Annotated in this window: 18 protein-coding genes and 1 tRNA gene; 6 read left to right on the plus strand and 13 right to left on the minus strand. The window is 58.5% G+C overall.

What is annotated here, in order from left to right; genetic code table 11:
- Window positions 1-137 precede the first annotated feature (137 nt).
- From phoU to tadA, 5 genes are all read right to left on the minus strand, one after another.
- Entirely contained in the window at window positions 138-848 is a 711-nt protein-coding gene (phoU, locus tag ACW5XC_RS04210; RefSeq protein WP_042052914.1) for a phosphate signaling complex protein PhoU, read from the minus strand.
- A gap of 85 nt (window positions 849-933) precedes the next feature.
- Entirely contained in the window at window positions 934-1,752 is an 819-nt protein-coding gene (gene pstB, locus ACW5XC_RS04215) for a phosphate ABC transporter ATP-binding protein PstB (protein ID WP_005334102.1), read from the minus strand.
- A gap of 133 nt (window positions 1,753-1,885) precedes the next feature.
- On the minus strand, window positions 1,886-3,535 hold the full coding sequence (gene pstA, locus ACW5XC_RS04220; protein WP_021231039.1) for a phosphate ABC transporter permease PstA: 1,650 nt from the start codon (window positions 3,533-3,535) through the stop codon (window positions 1,886-1,888).
- A gap of 17 nt (window positions 3,536-3,552) precedes the next feature.
- Complete coding sequence (locus ACW5XC_RS04225) at window positions 3,553-5,790, minus strand: ABC transporter permease subunit (protein WP_042052918.1); 2,238 nt, start codon at window positions 5,788-5,790, stop codon at window positions 3,553-3,555.
- A gap of 204 nt (window positions 5,791-5,994) precedes the next feature.
- Window positions 5,995-6,552, minus strand: a complete 558-nt coding sequence (tadA, locus tag ACW5XC_RS04230) for a tRNA adenosine(34) deaminase TadA (RefSeq protein WP_042052919.1) — start codon at window positions 6,550-6,552, stop codon at window positions 5,995-5,997.
- 249 nt (window positions 6,553-6,801) lie between these two features.
- On the opposite strand from tadA, the gene ACW5XC_RS04235 reads away from it, so the two are divergent.
- The 4 genes from ACW5XC_RS04235 (at window position 6,802) to aceA (ending at window position 10,925) form a co-directional block, all read left to right on the plus strand.
- Window positions 6,802-6,878 (plus strand) — tRNA-Pro (locus ACW5XC_RS04235).
- Window positions 6,879-7,101: 223 nt separating this feature from the next.
- Complete coding sequence (locus ACW5XC_RS04240; protein WP_005334106.1) at window positions 7,102-7,242, plus strand: hypothetical protein; 141 nt, start codon at window positions 7,102-7,104, stop codon at window positions 7,240-7,242.
- Between the two features lie 688 nt (window positions 7,243-7,930).
- Window positions 7,931-9,538, plus strand: coding sequence for a malate synthase A (gene aceB / locus ACW5XC_RS04245; protein WP_042052922.1), 1,608 nt, complete (start codon window positions 7,931-7,933; stop codon window positions 9,536-9,538).
- Window positions 9,539-9,611: 73 nt separating this feature from the next.
- Window positions 9,612-10,925 carry an isocitrate lyase gene (gene aceA / locus ACW5XC_RS04250; RefSeq protein ID WP_042052925.1) on the plus strand — a complete coding sequence of 438 codons (1,314 nt, stop codon included), beginning with the start codon at window positions 9,612-9,614 and terminating at the stop codon, window positions 10,923-10,925.
- Between the two features lie 105 nt (window positions 10,926-11,030).
- Here aceA and hda read toward each other — a convergent pair whose 3' ends face one another.
- The 3 genes from hda to upp form a co-directional block, all read right to left on the minus strand.
- Entirely contained in the window at window positions 11,031-11,732 is a 702-nt protein-coding gene (gene hda / locus ACW5XC_RS04255) for a DnaA inactivator Hda (RefSeq protein ID WP_013723920.1), read from the minus strand.
- 102 nt (window positions 11,733-11,834) lie between these two features.
- A complete protein-coding gene (locus ACW5XC_RS04260) occupies window positions 11,835-12,854 on the minus strand; it encodes a DUF2066 domain-containing protein (protein ID WP_042052926.1) in 1,020 nt (339 codons plus the stop codon).
- A gap of 150 nt (window positions 12,855-13,004) precedes the next feature.
- Window positions 13,005-13,631 (minus strand): uracil phosphoribosyltransferase, encoded by a 627-nt coding sequence (gene upp, locus ACW5XC_RS04265; protein ID WP_005334115.1) that lies wholly within the window; start codon window positions 13,629-13,631, stop codon window positions 13,005-13,007.
- A 176-nt stretch (window positions 13,632-13,807) separates the two neighbouring features.
- Between upp and purM the strand changes: the two genes are divergently transcribed.
- On the plus strand, window positions 13,808-14,845 hold the full coding sequence (purM, locus tag ACW5XC_RS04270; protein WP_042052927.1) for a phosphoribosylformylglycinamidine cyclo-ligase: 1,038 nt from the start codon (window positions 13,808-13,810) through the stop codon (window positions 14,843-14,845).
- Between the two features lie 32 nt (window positions 14,846-14,877).
- Window positions 14,878-15,516, plus strand: coding sequence for a phosphoribosylglycinamide formyltransferase (gene purN / locus ACW5XC_RS04275; protein WP_042052928.1), 639 nt, complete (start codon window positions 14,878-14,880; stop codon window positions 15,514-15,516).
- Between the two features lie 109 nt (window positions 15,517-15,625).
- On the opposite strand, the gene ACW5XC_RS04280 is transcribed toward purN, so the two are convergent.
- From ACW5XC_RS04280 to ACW5XC_RS04300, 5 genes are all read right to left on the minus strand, one after another.
- Complete coding sequence (locus ACW5XC_RS04280) at window positions 15,626-16,387, minus strand: Nif3-like dinuclear metal center hexameric protein (RefSeq protein ID WP_042052931.1); 762 nt, start codon at window positions 16,385-16,387, stop codon at window positions 15,626-15,628.
- A 141-nt stretch (window positions 16,388-16,528) separates the two neighbouring features.
- Window positions 16,529-17,872: a sigma-54-dependent transcriptional regulator gene (locus ACW5XC_RS04285; RefSeq protein WP_021231049.1), complete on the minus strand. Its 1,344-nt coding sequence runs from the start codon at window positions 17,870-17,872 to the stop codon at window positions 16,529-16,531.
- Complete coding sequence (locus tag ACW5XC_RS04290; RefSeq protein ID WP_042052933.1) at window positions 17,869-18,903, minus strand: sensor histidine kinase; 1,035 nt, start codon at window positions 18,901-18,903, stop codon at window positions 17,869-17,871. The genes ACW5XC_RS04285 and ACW5XC_RS04290 overlap by 4 nt, the downstream gene beginning before the upstream one ends.
- Before the next feature lie 106 nt (window positions 18,904-19,009).
- Entirely contained in the window at window positions 19,010-20,431 is a 1,422-nt protein-coding gene (locus ACW5XC_RS04295; RefSeq protein ID WP_042052960.1) for a sigma-54 dependent transcriptional regulator, read from the minus strand.
- Window positions 20,432-20,699: 268 nt separating this feature from the next.
- A complete protein-coding gene (locus ACW5XC_RS04300) occupies window positions 20,700-21,578 on the minus strand; it encodes a DUF2726 domain-containing protein (protein WP_042052935.1) in 879 nt (292 codons plus the stop codon).
- Window positions 21,579-21,704: the final 126 nt, after the last annotated feature.

Consider the following 21,704-nt stretch of genomic DNA (forward strand, 5'->3'; position numbering starts at 1 on the left):
AGTAATCGCGCTGTGTCCGTTTCACACCTTGTCCCATCGGGTTCTCCATTTATTGGGGGGGAAAGGTGTAAACCATATTCAGGACGGCACATATGCAACAAAAAAGGCGCTTCACGCGCCTTTTTATTCACTTCCGGTTAGCCCTTGCCCAGCAAGGTGCCCAGATCGTCCGCCTTGGTGTGGCGCACATCCTTGCCTTTCACGTAGTAGACGATGTACTCGCAGATGTGCTGGCAGCGATCGCCGACCCGCTCGATGGCTCGCGCCGCCCACAGGACGTTGAGCACCTGGGGGATGGTGCGGGGATCTTCCATCATATAGGTCATCAGCTCACGGATGATGGACTCGTACTCCCGGTCTACCTTGTCATCTTCTTTGTAGACCACCAGCGCTGCATCCAGATCCATGCGGGCGAAGGCGTCGAGCACATCGTGCAGCATCTTGATGGTGCGACGGCCCATGTTCTCCAGCGACACCAGCGGCGGCTGCGGCTTGTTGGCGTTGTCGGTCAGCATGCGGGCGATCTTGTCGGCCACGTCGCCAATGCGCTCCAGATCAGTGATGGTCTTGATGATGGCCATCACCAGTCGCAGGTCGGAGGCAGTCGGCTGACGCTTGGCGATGATGCGGGTGCACTCCTCGTCGATCGCCACTTCCATCGCGTTGACCTTGTGGTCGTTGGCCACGATTTTACGCGCCGCATCGAGATCCTGATCGTGGATCGCCGCAATGGCGTCGGTGAGCTGCTGCTCCACCAGACCGCCCATCACCAGCACCTGGTTGCGCACGCTCTCTAGCTCGGCATTGAACTGACCGGAGATGTGTTTATTGAGGTTCATATTGTCCATACAAATAATCCTTGATTGCTCCGATTATGCCTTAGCCGTTGAACCGACTGCCAATCTGTTTGCTGAGATTCATCCTCTCCTCTCCTTAGCCGTAACGACCGGTAATGTAATCTTCGGTCTTTTTCTTGGCCGGGGTGGTGAAAATGGTGTTGGTATCCGAGTACTCGATAAGCTCGCCCATATACATGAAGGCGGTCTGATCCGACACTCGCGCAGCCTGTTGCATGTTGTGGGTCACGATCACCACGGTGAACTGGCTCTTGAGCTCGTTGATCAGCTCCTCGATGGTGAGGGTGGAGATGGGGTCGAGCGCCGAGGTCGGTTCATCGAGCAGCAACACTTCCGGCTCGATGGCGATGGCACGGGCGATCACCAGACGCTGCTGCTGACCACCGGAGAGACCGAAGGCGTTGTCATGCAGACGATCCTTCACCTCGTCCCACAAGGCCGCACCGCGCAGGGAGCGCTCGGCCGCTTCATCCAGAGTGCGACGATCGTTGATCCCCTGCAGGCGCAGACCATAGACCACGTTCTCGTAGATGGACTTGGGGAACGGGTTCGGGCGCTGGAACACCATGCCCACCTGACGGCGCAGGGCGGAAACATCAACGCTCTTGTCATAGATGTTGTGGCCGTGCAGCTGGATTTCCCCCTCGATGCGGCAGATCTCCACCAGATCGTTCATCCGGTTGATGCAGCGCAGCAGGGTCGATTTGCCACAGCCTGACGGGCCGATAAAGGCGGTCACCTGCCCTTTGGGGATCTTCATGTTGACGTTGAACAGCGCCTGTTTGCTGCCGTAGTACAGGTTGAGATCCTTCACCTCCAGCGCGGTCTGCTCCGGGGTCAGGTTGAGCAGGTCCAGCGCGGTGTGCTGGGTAGACGTGGTCGTTACGTTGATCATCTGTTACCTCAAAATCTATCTGGAGTGGCCGGACTGCTGCCGGTGCCCCTCACGTATTGGTGCAGAGAGATGGCGGCTCGCGCTCGGCCGCCCCTCTGTTATCTCACTCTTGTATCACTCATGCGGCGCCGGATTAATGCTCCAGCGACCGGAATTTCTCGCGCAAGTGGTTACGAATACCGATAGCGGTCAGGTTCAGACCCACGATCACCGTCACCAGCAGGAAGGAGGTGGCGTAGACCAGCGGGCGGGCCGCCTCGACGTTGGGGCTCTGGAAGCCGACGTCATAGATGTGGAAGCCCAGGTGCATGAACTTGCGCTCCACATGCAGATACGGGAAGTTGCCATCCATCGGCAGGGTCGGCGCCAGTTTCACCACCCCCACCAACATCAGCGGCGCCACTTCACCGGCTGCACGGGCAATCGCCAGAATAAGGCCGGTCATGATGGCCGGGCTCGCCATCGGCAGCACGATGCGCCACAGGGTCTCGGCCTGGGTCGCGCCCAGTGCCAGCGAGCCTTGACGGATGGTGCTCGGGATCCGCGCCAGCCCCTCTTCGGTGGAGACAATCACCACCGGCAGGGTCAGGATAGCCAGGGTCAGCGCCGACCAGATCACGCCGGGTGAGCCAAAGGTCGGGCTCGGCAGCGCTTCCGGGTAAAACAGCTGATCCAGCGAACCACCGAGCGTGTAGACGAAGAAGCCCAGACCAAACACGCCGTAAACGATGGAGGGCACGCCCGCCAGGTTGATCACCGCAATGCGGATAAGCTTGGTCAGACTGTTCTTGCCCGCGTATTCGTGCAGATAAACCGCTGCTACCACCCCCAGCGGGGTCACGATGATCGCCATCAGGATAACCATGAAGACGGTACCGAAGATGGCCGGGAACACCCCGCCCTCGGTGTTGGCTTCGCGAGGCTCACCGGAAACAAACTTGCCAATCTGGTGGAACCAGTGACCCACCTTGGCCAACAGGCTCATGTCGTTGGGCCATACCACGTCCAGTACCTTGGACATCGGCATGGTCACCAGCTCGCCACGCATATCCTTGACGGTGATGGCGTCGCGGTCAGCTTGGCTACGCAGAGAGAAGAGCTCTTTTTCCAGCACCTGATAACGATCGTTGAGGGCCTGACGCTCACTGGCCAGCTCCGCTTTGAGCTGATCGGTCAGCTCATTTTCGAGCTCTGCTTTACGTTCCTTGAGGCGCAACTTCTCTAATTGGTAGTTGATGGCGCCAATGGGGCCTTTTTGCAACTCATTGGCTTGTTCAGACAAACCGTTGCTTCGAGCCAGCATCCGCTTGAGCACTTTGTGCAAATCTTGCTCATGCACGACGCCATCTTCCTTGGCCTCTACCACATAGCCATAGAAGTTGCCGTTGGTAGTACGCTCGATCATTGCCATCTCGACAGGAAGAGCCTGAGACTTGATATCAGTCTCCAGCACCCAGCGAAAATCGAGGTCAACGAACTCACGGTTACCGGTCTTGACCAGATAACGGGTCAACACCTCACGTTCTTCACCTTCCAATGGCAATCCTGCGGCTCGCAGGCGTTCAACCGGCACCAGCTCACTGTCATTGATTTCACCAACCAACACACTCTTGTTACCGCTGGCGTCTTCCAGCTGCCACTCATAGATAGGGTGGGGCCAGAAGTAGACCAGACCACGCCAGCCGATCAGCAACAACAGACCCAGTACCGCTACCAGGCTCAGGCTGACGGCACCGCCGGTCATCCAGATCCAGGGGGCCCCTGATTTAAACCACTTACCCATTGTCGATTCCTTGCCCGTTACATGGAGCTGTATTTTTCACGCAACCGCTGGCGGACAAACTCGGCCAGGGTGTTGAAGAAAAAGGTGAACACAAACAGTACGAAGGCCGCGAGGAACAGCACTCGATAGTGGGAACTGCCCACTTCCGATTCCGGCATCTCCACCGCGATGTTGGCGGCTAGGGTACGCAGCCCCTGGAACATGGAGAAATCCATGATGGGGGTGTTGCCAGTGGCCATCAACACGATCATGGTCTCGCCCACGGCGCGGCCAAGGCCCATCATCACCGCAGAGAAGATGCCCGGGCTGGCGGTGAGGATCACCACCCGGCTCAGGGTCTGCCACGGGGTGGCCCCCAGCGCCAGCGAGCCCTGAGTCAGATGCTTGGGCACAGAGAAGACCGCATCTTCAGCGATGGAGAAGATGGTGGGGATGACCGCAAAGCCCATGGCGATACCGACCACCAGCGAGTTGCGCTGGTCAAATTTGATCCCCATTACATTGGTGAGCCAGCTACGGGTATCACCACCGAAAAACGCATTTTCGACGACAGGACTGAGAGTAAGAGCCATCCAGCCAATCAGAATAACGACAGGGATCAGCAAGACGGCTTGACTGCCCTCAGGCACACTTTGCTTGAGAGTGTCAGGCAACAGATGCCATAGCAGAGCTGCAAGCAGCATCCCCATCGGCAACATCACCAGCATCATAAAAATGCCCGGCAGGTAATCTTCCACAATGGGAGCAAGCCACAAACCAGCCAGGAAGCCGAGGATGACGGTTGGCAATGCCTCCATGATCTCGATGGTCGGTTTAACAAACTTGCGCATCCCCGGAGACATGAAGTAGGCGGTATAGATGGCACCGGCAATCCCGAGTGGTACAGCAAACAACAGCGCATAAAAAGCGGCTTTGAGAGTACCAAACGAAAGGGGTACCAGACTCAGCTTGGCTTCAAAGTCGTTGCTGGCGGAGGTGGATTGCCATACATACTGGGGCTCCGGATACCCTTCGTACCATACCTTTTGCCACAGGGCAGACCAGGTCACTTCGGGGTGATCATTCTCAACCGTAAACAACTTGAAGGTGTCGCCTTGCTGCATCAACAGTGCATTGTGGCGTGGAGAGATGGCCAGGGCAGAAAGTTCCCCCCCTTCTACTGTCTCGGTCAGCAGCTTGGTCTCGCCTGTGGCGTGGAAGAAGCTGATGATGCCGTCCTTGTCGGCACTGATGAAGCCTTTGCGAAAGTGCTCGGGAGTCAACAGATCCACAGCGCCATCACCCTTGAAATCACGGATCTGGGTGAACTGACGTTTGCCATCCTTTGCCACTTCAAACCACTGGGAGATGACGCCGTTGTCATTACCTACCAGCAACGAAGAAGCGCCTGCCAGCAGCTCGACCCGGGTCACGTTGGCGTTGGTGGCATTGATCTCCAGCACGTTGCGCAGGGAGATTTCGCTCAGGTTATGAATGTCATAGACGGAGAGACGATTTCCCTGACGTACAAAGAGGATCCGCAGATTGGGGGTCAGCAACATCTGATCCACATGACGCGGCAAAGAGGGAATCGTGTAGTTTTCACTGCTCCACTCAATCTCCCCGGAGATGAAGTTCTCCTCGCCGCTCATCACAGTCATCACGCCACGACCATCTTCGGTCACGGCAGCGGTCGCCATCTTGTCCTTGGTGGCTTCGAACACCATCCGTTGCAGCGCCTTCCCTTGCGGGTCGATCACCACAGGCTCTTCGCCGAAGGGATATTTCAAGCTGGGTTCAATCACCCGCACATCGTTGGGATAGGAGACCTTGAACGCTGGCTGGACGACCTGCGCCTTACCATCGGCAAAGCCGTAGGCGATCAGCCGCTGACCAGGAGCAGGGGTCGCTACCGTGGTGATGTCACCAGCAACCTGGGCCTGACCCAGTGACTGGCCGACCTTGATCTTGTCATCTCCCTGCACCGCAAAGAAGTTGACCTGCCCTTTATCGCTGAAGCGATAGCCGATCTCGTTCTGCTCTTCCACGCCGAGCCAGGCGGTCTTCCCTGCGGCAGGCAGGGTAAACGAGGCGGTCTGCTCCATGGAGGCGCCATTGAAGATGGGTTTCACCACATAGAGCAGATAAAAGAAGATAAGCAGCAGCGCCACCAGTACCAGGGCTCCGCCTGTGGTGACGCCATATTTGGCCAATTTATCCTTGATCCGGCGTTTTCTACTGCCCGCCATGACCAGGTTTAACGATTCCGATGACATGCAAGACCTCAATGTAAGCTAGGCTTCGCGGCATTATATGGCGGTTGCATGACAGTTTTGTTACATCGAGAGCGCTTTAACAGAGGTTGTTAGCGGAAAAATGGGCGGGGATTCTTTCGAAGGAAGATGAACGCAATATATTGTTTATAAAGGGATATTTATGAGGATAATCAGCAAGGGCAGCCTGCGCTGCCCCCGAATGATTCAGGAAAGGGTATCGTTTGATTGTTGCAACGCCAGTTTGGCCGCCTTTTTCTCGGTGCGGCGGCGCTTGAAGAAGGCCGACAACTGGGCCGAGCAGGCATCGGCCAGCACACCGCCGGTCAGCTCGACACTGTGGTTGTGGCGCGGGTCCTGCAAGATCTCAAACACCGACCCCGCGGCACCGGTCTTGAGATCTCGGGCGCCGTAAACCACCCGCTTGACCCGGCTATGGATCAGCGCACCGGCACACATACAGCAGGGCTCCAGCGTCACATAAAGAGTGGTGTCGAGCAGGCGGTAGTTCGCCAGCTGCTTGCCCGCCGCCCGGATTGCCATCACCTCAGCATGGGCACAGGCATCGTGTTCGCTGATGGAGCGGTTCCACCCCTCTCCCACCACCTGACCATCCAGCACCAGTACGGCACCGACCGGGATCTCGCCAATTCCTTCGGCCCGGGCGGCCAATGCCATGGCATGGCGCATCCACTGTTCGTCCTGCTCGGTTTGACTCTGTGCCTGACTCGGTATTTCTGGGACCTTTGATGGTTTCACGCCCATCCCCTCTTTATATTGTTCAATTGTGCTGTTTGCATTCCAGCTATCCATACCAGTCAGATGATTCCATAGATAGCAGGCATGATAGCTCGCGGTGACAGGGCGGCGATTATGCCAAATCTGCACGTCAGACCCAAGCCGCATCCCGACTGAGCAATAAAGAAGCAATCGGCATCTCTATGATAAAAAAGGAGTTGCACCCGTTTGGCCATGCTATTAGACTTCCTCCCCGTCAGCCGAGTCTGACTCCGTCGGTGTGTAGCGCAGCCAGGTAGCGCATCTGCATGGGGTGTAGAGGGTCGGAGGTTCGAATCCTCTCACACCGACCATTTTCCCCGAGAATAGCCCAGTCAAACGACTGGGCTATTTTTTTGCCTCCGATTTATCCTCCTGACGATGTCTACCTATCAAGCACAAAAAACACCCAGAACCACTTGAATCTTTTTGCCGAACTCATTAAGATGCGCAACTTTCCGCCGGTAGACAACACAAGGAGGTGGAAACACGAGTGAAGGGATCACTGTCCGGCTTGCGCGCAACACAGGACCAGGCATGAACCAGAACACCGATTTCGCACCCGCCATTACGCTTTATTCCGTTCCTCACGACACCCCTTGCCACACCGAAAGCGAAAATGAACAGGTCATCCAGCTGGATGTGATCGATCTTGCCGAACCGGATGATGACTATTGAGCCCGGCCAGATGGCCACTCAATCACTGGGGCATCGCCTGTTCAACACACTCAGTTTCACACCCTTGGCGAGAAATCTGCAAAAAACGACAAACTGCTAATTCTATCAAGGATGGCAGTATTATTGACTGATGTATCTCCCCCTTTCCTCCCCGGCATTCCCCCCGACAACTGATACAAACCTACGTTATTGCACTTCACTTTCCATCGCTGCAACCGCTGGTGCCAACAGAGCCTGCATCACCACACCAAGTTTAAAACGCACGTTCACCAATCAGGTCTAGCATTAGCAAAACATTCATTACCACATTCAAACGCACTTTATACGGCTGTTTTGGCAAAGCCTGGAGTTAGGTCGGGATTTGTTTTTGCATTTGTAATTTTATTACGTAATAACTTACAAAGTAAGAGCCTGGGTAACGGCCCAAATTAGCCGTTGTCCGATGGGAAAAAGCAGGAGCATAACCATCTGCATAGAGCTTTTATACCAACCCAATAAAGCAATAAAAAACATCAACTTAACCATATCCAAAAAACAGGTGTTTAAAAAAAACTGTTGACGTACTCAACAATATTTCGCACCTTATCAATCGTGTTACCCCGTTGCTGCGGGAACGTTTCAAGAACAGGGATTCGACTTTAGTCGTAGTTAGTAAGTTCAAAATGTAATTCTCAAAGGAGTGAAACTTATGTCGGCACCGGCTCAGACCCACTGCAGCGCCCGCCTTCGCATCCAGGGCGAGATGCTGCCCGAATACGCGCAAATTCTGACGCCGGACGCGGTGGCTCTGGTCTCCGAACTGGTGGAACGTTTTGCTCCCCAAAGAGGGGAATTGCTGAAACAACGTGTGGCACGCCAGGCCCGTATCGATGGCGGCGAGCTGCCGGACTTCCTGCCGGAAACCGCCCACATCCGTGAAGGTGACTGGACCATTCGCGGCATTCCCGCCGACTTGCAAGACCGCCGTGTGGAGATCACCGGCCCGGTCGAGCGCAAGATGGTGATCAACGCCCTCAACGCCAACGTCAAAGTGTTCATGGCGGATTTCGAGGATTCACTGGCTCCCGCCTGGAACAAGGTGATCGAGGGCCAAATCAACCTGCGCGATGCGGTCAACGAGACCATTTCTTACACCAGTCCGGAGGGGAAGGCTTATACCCTGAATGCCGATCCGGCCGTCCTTATCTGCCGGGTGCGTGGTCTGCATCTGCCGGAAAAACATGTCACCTTCGATGGCGAGCCCATCCCAGGCGGCCTGTTCGATTTTGCCCTCTACTTCCTGCACAACTATCAAGCGCTGCTGGCCAAAGGCTCTGGCCCCTATTTCTACGTGCCCAAGCTGCAGAGCCATCTGGAAGGGCGCTGGTGGAGCGAGGTATTCGCCTGGACCGAGGACAAGTTTGGTCTGCCCCGCGGCACCATCAAGGCCACCGTGCTGATTGAAACCCTGCCGGCCGTGTTCGAGATGGATGAGCTGCTCTATCAAATGAAGGATCACATCGTTGCGCTGAACTGCGGCCGCTGGGACTACATCTTCAGCTATATCAAAACCTTGAAGAACCATCCGGATCGCGTCCTGCCCGACCGCCAGGTGGTGACCATGGACAAGCCGTTCCTCTCCGCCTACTCGCGGCTGCTGATCAAGACCTGCCACAAGCGCGGAGCGCTGGCGATGGGCGGTATGGCTGCCTTTATTCCGGCCAAGGACGCGGCCGTCAACGAGCAGGTCTTCGCCAAGGTCAAGGCCGACAAGGAGCGCGAAGCCAACAACGGCCACGACGGTACCTGGGTCGCCCACCCTGGCCTCGCTGATACCGCCATGGCGGTGTTCAACGCCACCATTAAGGCTGGCGCCAAGAACCAGATCGGCGTGCTGCGCGAGCAGGATGCCCCCATCACTGCCGCCGACCTGCTGGCACCCTGTGAGGGTGAGCGCACCGAGGCAGGGATGCGCACCAATATCCGGGTCGCCCTGCAATATCTGGAGGCCTGGATCAACGGCAACGGCTGCGTGCCCATCTACGGCCTGATGGAAGATGCCGCCACCGCCGAGATCTCCCGCACCTCCATCTGGCAGTGGATCCGCCACGGCAAGAGCCTGTCGAATGGCAAGGTGGTGACCAAAGAGCTGTTCCGCCAGATGCTGGCCGAGGAGTTGGAGGTGGTCAAAGCCGAGGTGGGTACTGCGCGCTGGCAGGCAGGACGCTTTGCCGAGGCCAGCGAGCTGATGGAAGAGATCACCTGCGCCGATACCCTGATCGATTTTCTGACGCTGCCCGGTTACGAGCGGCTCTGAATCACGGGCCCCCAGCGGGGCTCGCCAATAACAAGTCAATGGAAACGTGAAATCAATGAAAGAGGGAACTGATATGGCACTGACCCGTGAGCAACAGATCCAGGCTATCGAGAAAGACTGGGCGGAAAACCCCCGCTGGAAAGGGATCAAGCGCGGCTACAGCGCCGAAGACGTGGTGAACCTGCGCGGCAGCTTGCAGCCGGTGCACACCCTGGCCCAGCGTGGTGCCGACAAACTGTGGGGCCTGATCCACGGCGACGCCAAGAAAGGCTATGTCAACTGCCTCGGCGCCCTGACCGGTGGTCAGGCGGTGCAGCAGGCCAAGGCGGGGATCGAGGCGATCTACCTCTCCGGCTGGCAGGTGGCGGCGGACAACAACTTGTCCTCCACCATGTATCCGGATCAGTCCCTCTACCCGGCCAACTCTGTACCGTCCGTGGTGGAGCGCATCAACAACTCCTTCGCCCGTGCCGACCAGATCCAGTGGGCCAACAAGGTTGGACCGCAGGATGAGGGCTTTATCGACTACTTCCTTCCGATCGTAGCCGATGCGGAAGCCGGTTTCGGCGGCGTGCTGAACGCCTTCGAACTGATGAAGGGAATGATTGAAGCAGGCGCCGCTGGCGTGCACTTCGAAGATCAGCTCGCTTCCGTCAAGAAGTGCGGTCATATGGGCGGCAAGGTGCTGGTACCGACTCAGGAAGCGGTGCAGAAGCTGGTTGCCGCCCGTCTGGCAGCCGATGTGTGCGGCACCACCACCCTGGTGATCGCCCGTACCGACGCCAACGCCGCTGACCTGTTGACCACCGACGCCGACCCGTACGATGCAGGCTTCCTGACTGGCGAGCGCACTGCCGAAGGGTTCTACAAGGTACGTGCCGGTATCGATCAGGCCATCGCTCGCGGTCTGGCTTACGCACCCTACGCAGACATGGTGTGGTGTGAAACCGCCAAGCCGGATCTGGACGAAGCGCGTAAATTTGCCGAAGCAATCAAGGCCAAGTTCCCGGATCGTATCCTGGCCTACAACTGCTCCCCGAGCTTCAACTGGAAAAAGAATCTGGACGATGCCACCATCGCCCGCTTCCAGCAGGAGCTCTCCGACATGGGCTACAAGTACCAGTTCATCACCCTCGCGGGTATCCACAACATGTGGTTCCACATGTACGAGCTGGCCTACCAGTACGCCCGTGGCGAAGGGATGAAGCACTACGTCGAGATGGTGCAGGAGCCGGAATTTGCCGCCGCCAGCCGTGGCTACACCTTCGTGGCCCACCAGCAGGAGGTTGGTACCGGTTACTTCGACAAGGTGACCACCGTGATTCAGGGTGGCCAATCCTCGGTGACCGCACTGACCGGCTCCACCGAAGAAGATCAGTTCCACTAATAAGAGAGCTGCCTTGAAATAGCAAAACCCCGGCCTGAAGCCGGGGTTTCTTTTTATCTACCATTCAAACGAAAGTCAGGCCACAACCGCACACCGCAGAGAGGATCAGAGCTCGAGGATCTCTTTGACAAAGGGAATGGTGAGCTTGCGCTTGGCGCGAAATGAGGCGTTGTCGAGCTGATTGAGAGTGGTGAGCAGGGTTCGCATATCGCGGGAGAGTCGGTTGAGCAGGAAGCGGCCCACATCGATAGGCAGTTTGAAGCCCCGCAGCTCGGCACGCAGCTGCAGGGCACTGAGCTTGCCTTCATCATCCAGCTCTTCGAGATGGAAACTCACCCCCCAGTCGAGGCGCGAAGCGAGATCCGGCAACTGCAGCCCCAGTTTGCGCGGCGCGCTGCAGCCAGTGACCACCAGCGTCCCCTCGCCCTTCTCCTGCCAGCGGTTGTAGAAATCGAACAGCGCCCGCTCCCACACGGCATTGCCGGCGATCGCCTCGAGGCTGTCGAGACAGACCAGCGGCAGGCTTTCGAGAGCATCGAGCATGCTGGGATCAAGCTGTTCAAACTGATCGAGGGAGAGATAGGCCGCAGCCGCATCGCGTGCGTTGACCTCGGCACAGGTGGCGTGGAGCAGATGAGAGCGTCCGGATCCCTTGGCTCCCCAGAAATAGAGGAAAGGCGATCCCTGACCGATGGCCGCATTCTTGAGGGCGGTGATCAGATGAGCATTGTTGCCGGGATAAAAACTGACGAAGGTTTCATCATCCGGTAGTTGTACGGCTAAAGACAGTTGGGCCGGTTGCTTCACTCGTTGGGCTTTGACTGTGACATTTGTGGCTAAGTGTATCATCGCAAAGGCAGATAGAGAACCGCCCGGACAAGCCGGGCGGTAGACAAAAGCCTTATAAAATCAGGGCTGCGACCATTGGTAACGCAAACCGCTGCCATTATCGTCAACCTTGCGCAAACGACTCTCAAGCTGCAGTGCCCGCACCAGCTCGGCCTGATCTCCTTGCAGGGTAAAGTTGAAGGTGACCTGGTCCCCCTCCAGCTTGCCGATCGCCACCTTGCTGACGTTGGCCATCCCCTGCAGCATCTTCTGCACGGCGATCATGCTGTCCACTTCGGAGAGGCCATCCACCACCAGGGTCTGGCTGGTTGCCGGACCAGAAATGCGGGCACCGTAGTTTTTCACCAGCCAGGCCGCCAGGGTATCGGCAAACCCTTGCGCCACTTCGGCCTGAGTGCCGGTGCTATTGCCACGGGTCAGCTCGGTCACTTCACCGGCCGCTTTGGGGCCGTAGAGTCCCCAATCGATGCTCCACTTGTCACCTTCCGGTGTCAGCTTGCCCAGCACCACCATCTCGGCGCCATAGCGCTGGCTTGCCTGCAAAATCGGGTCGGCAAAGCGTCCCCAGACGTCGGTGGCACTGACCGCCATGTTGTCATCGAGATCCATCAGCGGAATGCTGATGGGCAGCCCCAGCGTCTGGGCCTGCTCGCGCAAGGCTTGCGCCCAACCATCGCTGGATTGATCCGCCAGCAGGCGACGCTCCCCCTGATCCACCACCAGCCAGATGGCCATCTGGGGACGAGCCGGGCCAAGCAGGGCATACTGGCTCTCGGAGACCAGGCTGTTGACCTTGTCACTCTTGAACTCGGCCTTCAGATACTTGACGGAGTCCTGATCCTGATAGCCATAGCTTTTGACATAGTCGCCCGGGGCCGCCAGCGCCTTGACCACCACCGGCTGGGTGAGGATGTCGCGCTTGCCGGTCACCTTGATCAGCACCTGACCCAGTGCCTGCCCCTGAGCGGCCACCATGTCGCCACTGGTCGGGGCCTTGCCCTGATAGAGGTCGGTCACCTGAGCGGCCGAGGCCATGAATGACAAGCCGCAGCAGAGGGCGGTCACAACACGTTTGAACATGAACAGAGTCTCGAAATGGGAGAGTGTGCTTATGGTAGCGGCAAGGCGCGTCCTGCGGCAAGGCTGGCACAAGCGGCCACAAACAGCAGAGCCGGCGATGCGCCGGCTCCGATCACCCCTTCCACATGGGAAGCAGGTCAAGGCATAAACTTATTTGGTACCGAAGATCTTGTCGCCTGCATCGCCCAGACCCGGCACGATGTAGCCTTTCTCGTTCAGCCCCTGATCGACAGAAGCACAGTAGAGCTCTACGTCAGGGTGAGCGGCTTCCAGCGCCTTGATCCCTTCCGGCGCGGCAACCAGTACCAGCACCTTGATGGATTGGCAGCCTTTCTTCTTCAGCAGATCGATAGTGGCGATCATGGAACCACCGGTGGCCAGCATCGGATCGATGACCAGCGCCAGACGCTCTTCGATGTTGCTGACGATCTTCTCGAAATAGGGAACCGGTTGCAGGGTCTCTTCATCGCGGTAGATACCGACCACGCTGACACGGGCACTCGGCATGTGCTCCAGCACGCCATCCATCATGCCAAGGCCGGCACGCAGGATGGGTACGACGGTTACCTTCTTGCCTTTGATCTGGTCAACTTCTACTGGCCCATTCCAGCCATCGATGATAACCTTCTCGGTTTCGAAGTCAGAGGTCGCTTCATAGGTCAACAAACTGCCCACTTCTTTGGCCAGTTCACGGAAACGCTTGGTGCTGATATCGCCTTCACGCATCAGACCGATCTTGTGTTTGACCAGGGGGTGTTTGACTTCAACGACTTTCATTATTATCTCCTCTAACCTGCCGCAAAAAAATCGCGGAATCATACAACAAAAGCCACCGCTTGTAGAGCATTTCCGCGCAAAAACGCGCAAACGATTTCCTTTCTGGTTTTCCACCGCCACTGTTAGAATACGCCCCGAATTTTACCCTCCACTTCTTTACATGACGGGGAATACTCGTGACTGACAAAACCTCACTGAGCTACAAGGATGCTGGCGTAGATATCGATGCCGGCAATGCACTGGTTGAACGTATCAAGGGCGTGTCAAAGCGCACTCGTCGTCCTGAAGTCCTTGGTGGTCTTGGCGGCTTTGGGGCCTTGTGTCAAATCCCTGCGGGCTACAAGGAGCCGGTACTGGTCTCCGGTACCGATGGTGTGGGCACCAAGCTGCGGCTGGCCATCGACCTGAAGAAGCACGACACCGTGGGCATCGATCTGGTGGCCATGTGCGTCAATGACCTGATCGTACAGGGCGCCGAGCCGCTGTTCTTCCTCGACTACTATGCAACCGGCAAGCTGGACGTGGACACCGCAGCCGCGGTGGTCACCGGGATCGGTGCCGGTTGCGAGCAGTCAGGCTGTGCCCTGGTGGGCGGCGAGACCGCCGAGATGCCGGGTATGTATGAAGGGGAAGACTACGACATCGCCGGTTTCTGCGTCGGTGTGGTGGAGAAGAGCGAAATCATCGACGGCAGCAAGGTCGGTGAAGGGGATGCCCTGATCGCCTTGGCCGCCAGCGGCCCTCACTCCAACGGCTTCTCCCTGATCCGTAAAATTCTGGAAGTCTCCAAAGCCGACGTTCATCAACCGTTGGGTGACACGACCCTGGCCAACGCCCTGCTGGAGCCGACCCGCATCTATGTGAAACCTGTGCTCAAGCTCATCAAGGAGTGCGAGATCCACGCCCTCTCCCACATCACAGGTGGTGGCTTCTGGGAGAACATCCCCCGCGTCCTGCCCGCCAACACCCAAGCGGTAATCGATGAGCAGAGCTGGCAGTGGCCGGCAGTGTTCAGCTGGCTGCAGCAGGCTGGCAACGTCACCCGTCACGAGATGTATCGCACCTTCAACTGCGGTGTCGGCATGATCATCGCCCTGCCCGCCAACCAGCTGGAGAAGGCGCTGACCCTGCTCAAGGCGGAAGGCGAAAATGCATGGCATATCGGCCATATCGCCAAGGCAGCCGATGGTGAGGAGCAGGTCGTCATTCAATGAATGACCGGATCAACAGCCAAATGAACTCCCCTATGAAACGCATCCTGGTGCTAATCTCCGGCAGCGGCAGCAACCTGCAGGCGATCATCGACCACTGTGCCAGCGGCAAGATTGCCGGTGAGGTGGTCGGCGTCATCAGCAACAAGGCCGATGCCTATGGTCTGGTTCGCGCCAGAGAGGCAGGCGTGGCGACCTCTATTCTGGCCCAGCAGCAGTTTGCCAGCCGGGAGGAGTATGACGCCGCCCTGCTTGCGCTGATGTCAGACTATCAGCCGGACTTGGTGGTGCTGGCCGGGTTTATGCGGATATTGAGCGGCGATCTGGTGCGCCATTTCGCCGGGCGGATGATCAATATCCACCCCTCCCTGCTGCCCAAGTATCAGGGCCTGCACACCCACCAGCGCGCCATAGATGCCGGTGACAGTGAACACGGCGCCAGTGTCCACTTTGTCACCGAAGAGCTAGATGGTGGCCCGGTTATCCTGCAGGCCCGCGTGCCCATCTTTGAAGGGGACACGGCGGACGAGGTAGCGGCACGGGTACAGGCGCAGGAGCACAGCATCTACCCGCTGGTGGTGCGCTGGTTCTGCGAAGGCAGGCTGCAGATGATAGATGGCGCCGTGCAACTGGATGGCGCCCTGCTGGGCCCCGCGGGTTACGCCTGCGAGTAACAGCTAACAACTGCATGTCAGATACAACAAGGGAGGCTTAGGCCTCCCTTGTCATTTCTACCTACCGCACGATGGCAGCGGTTAGGTCGGATTACTCGGCCAAGCGACCCTACACCGGATTGTCGATATCGATAAAGGTCACATCCAGCCCATGCACGGTCGCCAGCCACTCCCCCAGCGCCTTGACGCCGTAACGCTCGGTGGCGTGATGGCCCGCGGCGTAGAAGTGCATCCCCATCTCGCGAGCGGTGTGAATGGTCTGCTCGGAGGCTTCGCCGGAGATAAAGGCATCGATACCCTGCTCCGCCGCCAGATTGATGTAGCTCTGACCGCCGCCGGTGCACCAGGCCACGGAACGGATAAGCTCGGGGCCGCTGTCGCCACAATAGAGTGGTTCACGGCCAAGGCGCTCGGCAATCAGCTTGGCAAAATCGCGGCCGCTCATCGGCTCTTCCAGCTTGCCCACCATGGCGACGCTCTTGCTGTTCCACGGCTCCAGACCGCGACGCACCTTGATGTCGAGCAGCTTGGCGAGCTGGGCGTTGTTACCCACCTCGGGATGGACATCCAGCGGCAAATGGTAGGCAAACAGGTTGATATCGTGGGTCAGCAGGGTCTTGAGCCGACGCTGCTTCATGCCGGTGATCTGGGCCGGTTCACCGCTCCAGAAGTAGCCATGATGGACCAGAATGGCATCGGCCTCGGCAGCCACCGCCGCGTCGATGAGCGCCTGACTGGCGGTGACACCGGTAACTATCTTGCGAATACGTTCGCGCCCCTCCACTTGCAAGCCGTTGGGGCAGTAATCCTTGATGGCGTGCGGTTCGAGCAGATGGTTCAGTACGGTTTCGAGTTTTCGATGAGAGATCATAGGGGTCCCTTATTAAGGCTCGGTCCCCTGCTTTACCAATAAAAACAGGGCCCAGGCTCAAAGCGCCAAGGGCCCCATGATAATCGAGCCGGGCCGTCAAGACCATGACAGCCCCCACACAGTACGGTTTCCCTACATGCCTTAGGCTGGCAGGTCGATCCCCGCCTCCCGCATCTGGGCCAGCTTGTAGCGCAGGGTGCGCGGGCTGATGCCGAGCCGGTCGGCCACCGCCTTGCGGCTGCCGTTACAATCTTGCAGGGTGTCGAGGATGATCTGGTGCTCCTGCTGCTTGAGCTCGCTGCCGAGGCGATCGCCGCCATAGCTGCGCTCGACGCTGACAAACTCCATCTCCTGCTCGTCCAGCTCCTCCAGAATGAGGTGGTCACAATCAATGACCCCGTCGGGGCTGAGGATCAGGGCACGCTGTACCACGTTGTCCAGCTCCCGCACGTTGCCGGGCCAGGGGTGAGCCAGCAGCCGTTCCCGCGAGGCATCCGTCAACTGTGGTGTCGGCAGCCCCTGCTGACTGGCATGAAGCGCCAGCAGATGTTCCGCCAGCGGCAGAATGTCGCCGGGCCGCTCACAGAGGGCAGACCAGCGCAGCGGGAAGACGTTGAGACGATAGTAGAGATCTTCGCGAAACAGGCCATCCTGCACCGCTTTTTTCAAATCCCGGTTGCTGGTGGCGATGACCCGCACATCCAGCGGGATCATCTTGCGACTGCCGAGCCGCTCCACCTCTTTCTCCTGCAGTACCCGCAGCAATTTGGCTTGCAGCCCCTGATCCATCTCGGTGATCTCGTCGAGCAGCAGGGTGCCCCCCTGCGCCTGCTCGAACTTGCCGGGGCACCCCTGCACCGCACCGGTGAAGGCCCCCTTCTCGTAGCCAAACAGGGTAGCCTCCAGCATGTTTTCCGGAATGGCGGCGCAGTTGATGGCGACGAAAGGCTGCTCGGCGCGGCTGGAGTTATCGTGAATGTAACGGGCCAGCACCTCTTTCCCCGTCCCGCTCGGGCCGGTCACCATCACGGTCGCTTCGCTTCTGGCCACTCGGGTCGCCAGCTGGAACAGCTCGGCAGTTTTGGGATCCCCGTAGACCACAGCGCGCTTCTCCACCTTCTGGGCGGGCACATAGCGGCTGACCTGATTAAGCAGCACCTCCGGCGAAAATGGCTTGGCCAGATAGTCGATGGCACCTTCGCGCATGGCGCGCACCGCGCCATCGATGTTGGCGTAGGCGGTCATCAGCAGCACAGGGATCTGCGGATATTGCTGGCGGATGGTGGCCAGCAAGGTGAGACCGTCCATTCCCCCCATCTGGATATCGGAGATCACCATGTCAAACGGCTGACGGGAGAGGGCCAGCAGAGCCCGCTCGCCGCTGTCCGCTTCACGGCACTCATAACCGCCGAGCAAAAGGGTATCCACCAGCGCTTCGCGCAGGCCATTGTCATCTTCAACTACCAGGATCCTGGCCTGTGTCATGCTACACCTCCAAGCTGCACCGGTTGCTGATGCAGGGGGAACGACAGAGTAAAGCAGGTGCCCTCACCGGGAACCGAGGCCACACCGACCTCCCCCTGATGGGCACGCACTACAGATTGCACCACCGCCAGCCCGAGGCCTGTGCCCTGGGAGCGAGTGGTAAAGAAGGGTTCGAATACCTGACCGAGCTGATGGGAAGGGATCCCCTTGCCATTATCAATGACCCGCATCTCCACCCGGGCACCGCTGCGTACCGCGCTGACCAAGAGTGAGGTGGCCCCTGCCTGCTGGGCATTGGCAATCAGGTTGTTGATGGCCCCCGCCAGCGCACTGCTGTTGGCCAGCAGACAGAGATCGGGCTCCGGAGCTTCCATGTGCAGCTCGCAGCCCTGTTGCTGGCAGAAGGCCTCGGCACCTGCCTGCACTTCGGCCAGCAGCCCTTGTACCGAGATGGGAGTGACCACCTGATTGTCACCGTTGCGGGCGAACAGCAGGATGTCGTTGATCTGCTTCTCCAGATCCTGCAAACGGGCCATCAGCTTTTGCTGAAACTGAGTGCGAGATTCCGGCTTGAGGGTGCGGTTGGCCAGGTTTGCGGCATAAAGCATGGCAGCGGAGAGCGGTGTGCGGATCTGGTGGGCGAGCGAGGCCGCCATATTGCCGAGCGCCGACAGCCGCTTCATGTGGTTGATGCGGTCTTGCAGTTTACGGGTTTCGGTCAGGTCATTGATAAAGACCAGCTGGCCGGACTGATCCGGCAGCGGCTGGGTCGAGAGCTGCACCCGGCGCCCGTCGCGCAGGGAGATCTCGTGGCCATCATCCTCGCGCGGCTCGAAGCAGCGGGCAATGATGTGGCGCCAGAGCTCCCCTTCCAGCGGCTCCCCCAGCAGGGAGATGGCCGCCGGATTCGCGCGGGTGACCACCCCAGCCCCGTCAAGCAGCAACACCCCGGTGGGGAGCGCCTTGAAGATGGCATAGAGCTGGCTCACTTCGTGGGACTGGAGTGGCATGTCCTGCTGCTGGATTGTCATAAACCTGACCTCAAACTGGCTATTGGGTCAGGTTATTCAATTTCCATGCCACTAAAATATATGAATAAAAACAATGAATTGCGCATTAGCGTCAAGGCTTTGACCCTCAGACGTCCTTGCTCATCCCGTACTTTTTCATCTTCTCAACCAGAGTGGTACGGCGCATGCCGAGCAGATCGGCAGCGCGGGCCACCACCCCGTCCTGAGACTCCAGCGCCTGACGGATCAGCTCCACTTCAAGGTCGGCCAGCATCTCTTTGAGGTTGACTCCCTCTTCCGGCAACTGCATGGTGCGGGCCGAGGCGAGGGAGTGATCCAGCTCGGGCGGATCCTGGAATACCGCCGCCAGCGCATCCCGTTCATCCATCTCGGTCAGCCGCTCATCCCGCGGCTCGCTCGGCAGCAGGCGATAACGGCTCGGCAGATCGGCCACATCGACAATCTGGTGCGGGTAGAGGATCAGCAGCCGCTCCAGCAGGTTGGAGAGCTCGCGCACGTTGCCGGGCCAGGGGTACTGCATCAGCGACTCCAGCGCCCGCTGGGTCAGCCGGATAAAGCCATGGTGCTGCTCGGCATGGCGGTTGAGCAGCTCCTGCAGCAGCAGCGGGATGTCGTCGATGCGATCCCGCAGCGGCGGCGTCTCAATGGGGAAGACGTTGAGGCGGTAGTAGAGATCTTCACGAAAACCCTGAGTGCGGATCATCGCCTCCAGATCCCTGTGGGTAGCCGCTATGATGCGCACATCGGCCTGAATGGGCTTGCCGCCACCGACCCGGTCGAACAACCGCTCCTGCAACACCCGCAGCAGTTTGACCTGCATCGGCATCGGCATGTCGCCGATCTCGTCGAGAAACAGGGTGCCCCCCTGAGCCAGCTCGAAGCGACCGCGACGGGCCGCGATGGCGCCGGTAAACGCCCCCTTCTCGTGGCCAAACAGTTCGCTCTCCAGCAATTCGGCCGGAATGGCGCCGCAGTTGATGGGCACGAAGGGACCTTGACTTCGGGAAGAGAGTTCATGGATAGCGCGAGCCACCACCTCTTTACCTGTGCCGGACTCGCCGAGGATCAGCACGTTGGCATCGGTCTCGGCCACTTGGCTGATGAGGCGGCGTACCTCCTGGATCCCCTTCCCTTTACCCACCAGCAAGCGCAGCAGGGCCTGACCCTTGTCATGGGTCTGCTGACGAGGATGCAAGGAGACGAACGCCTGACAGAAGTGCAAATGACGGGTAAGGGATTCATAGGTAAAGGGCGAGAGCGCGACCCCGATAAAATTGCTGTTGGGCAGATCGGCCTCAACCAGCGAGAGGAAGGGGGTACGGGGGAAGGCTGCCAGCAGCTCTGACAAGGGACGGTCGGTCAGCTCACCCACCAGCACCCCTTGCAGCGGACCGGAGGATTCGATGGCTACATCCATATCGCTTTGTGCCACCTCCTGCCACGGGATCCCCATAAACGAGAGCACGGTTCCCAACTGTTGGCGCCGCTGCGCATCGGCATCAACAATCAACACGCCCATCTCCACCATATCCATTCCTCGCGATGTCCTGAACTAACTTATTGTTTTATTTAATGATAAAACAGCTACCGACTGTCTTTTTGCAGGCACACAAAGTGCCAAAATTCCGACACATTGTCAAAAATTGTCGTATTCAGGCTAAGTGTATCGACAGAAACGAGAGATTAGATAAATTTTGCCGAGGAATTTTCTGCATTGGCGCCGTTAACAAACGCAGCCAAAAGCGGAAAGAAAACTGCCCTCGTCAGAGGGCAGCATGGGACACGGTGAAGCGCATTCAGTGGCGATTATGGTGGTGCGGCGCCGCGTAACGACACTCGGGGAAACGGCTGCAAGCCAGAAAGAGTCGACCGGCGTGGGGGCCTTTTTTCGCCTCCCGCTCCACCAGCGGCGCATCGCAGCGGGGGCAGTGGTGTACCTCGTGCTCTTCATCATCTTCTACATCGGCGAACAAGCCATCGACCAGCTCCCCCTCACTCTGTGGTGCCTCCACCATCCCCTTGGCCTGAATGGCGGGCTCGTGGAGCGACGCAGGCGAGATGGCCTCGGCATGGGCAGTGCGGCCACGCATCCCGGTACCGACATCCACACCATCCAGCAACAGAGGGTTGAAGGTGGGCTCGCGCCGCGCTCCGTGCGGCAGATCGTCGATCAACGGTTCGCTGGTTTTGACCAGCAGCGGCAGGATCTGTTCGCGCAGCTCTTCCACCAGATAGCTGGCACTTGCCGGGATCTGCAGCAACGGCAGACCGGCGCTGTCACAGGCGGTTTTCAGAAAAAGGTCGCGCGCCTTGCGCTTCTGATGACGGTGAGAGCTGTCATCGAGTTCAATGGCGCAGATAAAGGAGAGATCCGCAGGGTGGCAAAGCAGATAGTCGAAATGCTTGGCGCTGATCTTGTTGAAGTGCTGCTGCCATTTGCTTTTACCGATCCCGGCCTGCGGCGTCAGCACATCGGCCACCCGCACCTTGGCAAAGACCCGGGCCTTGTCACCCACCGCCAGATCCAGTACCCCGAGGAAGGATCGCTCGGCGGGACTGAACAGGGTCTCCTGCACATCATAGGGCAGGCGCTTTTGCTGTCTGCCTCTGCTCCAGAAGATCGCCAGCACAAGCAGCGCCAGCAACAACAATCCCGATAGGACAAGGGTATTCATGAGAGCACGATCCAGTTCACGACACGAAAGGGGAATTACTTTACCACAGCCGCCACGGAGCAAGGCAGCAGACCCGTGTATAGAAAGTGAAAAGTCCCGTCTTTTTATCTATTTGTCATCAGGCGG

It is taken from the genome of Aeromonas sp. 25-AL00135, assembly GCF_054052385.1.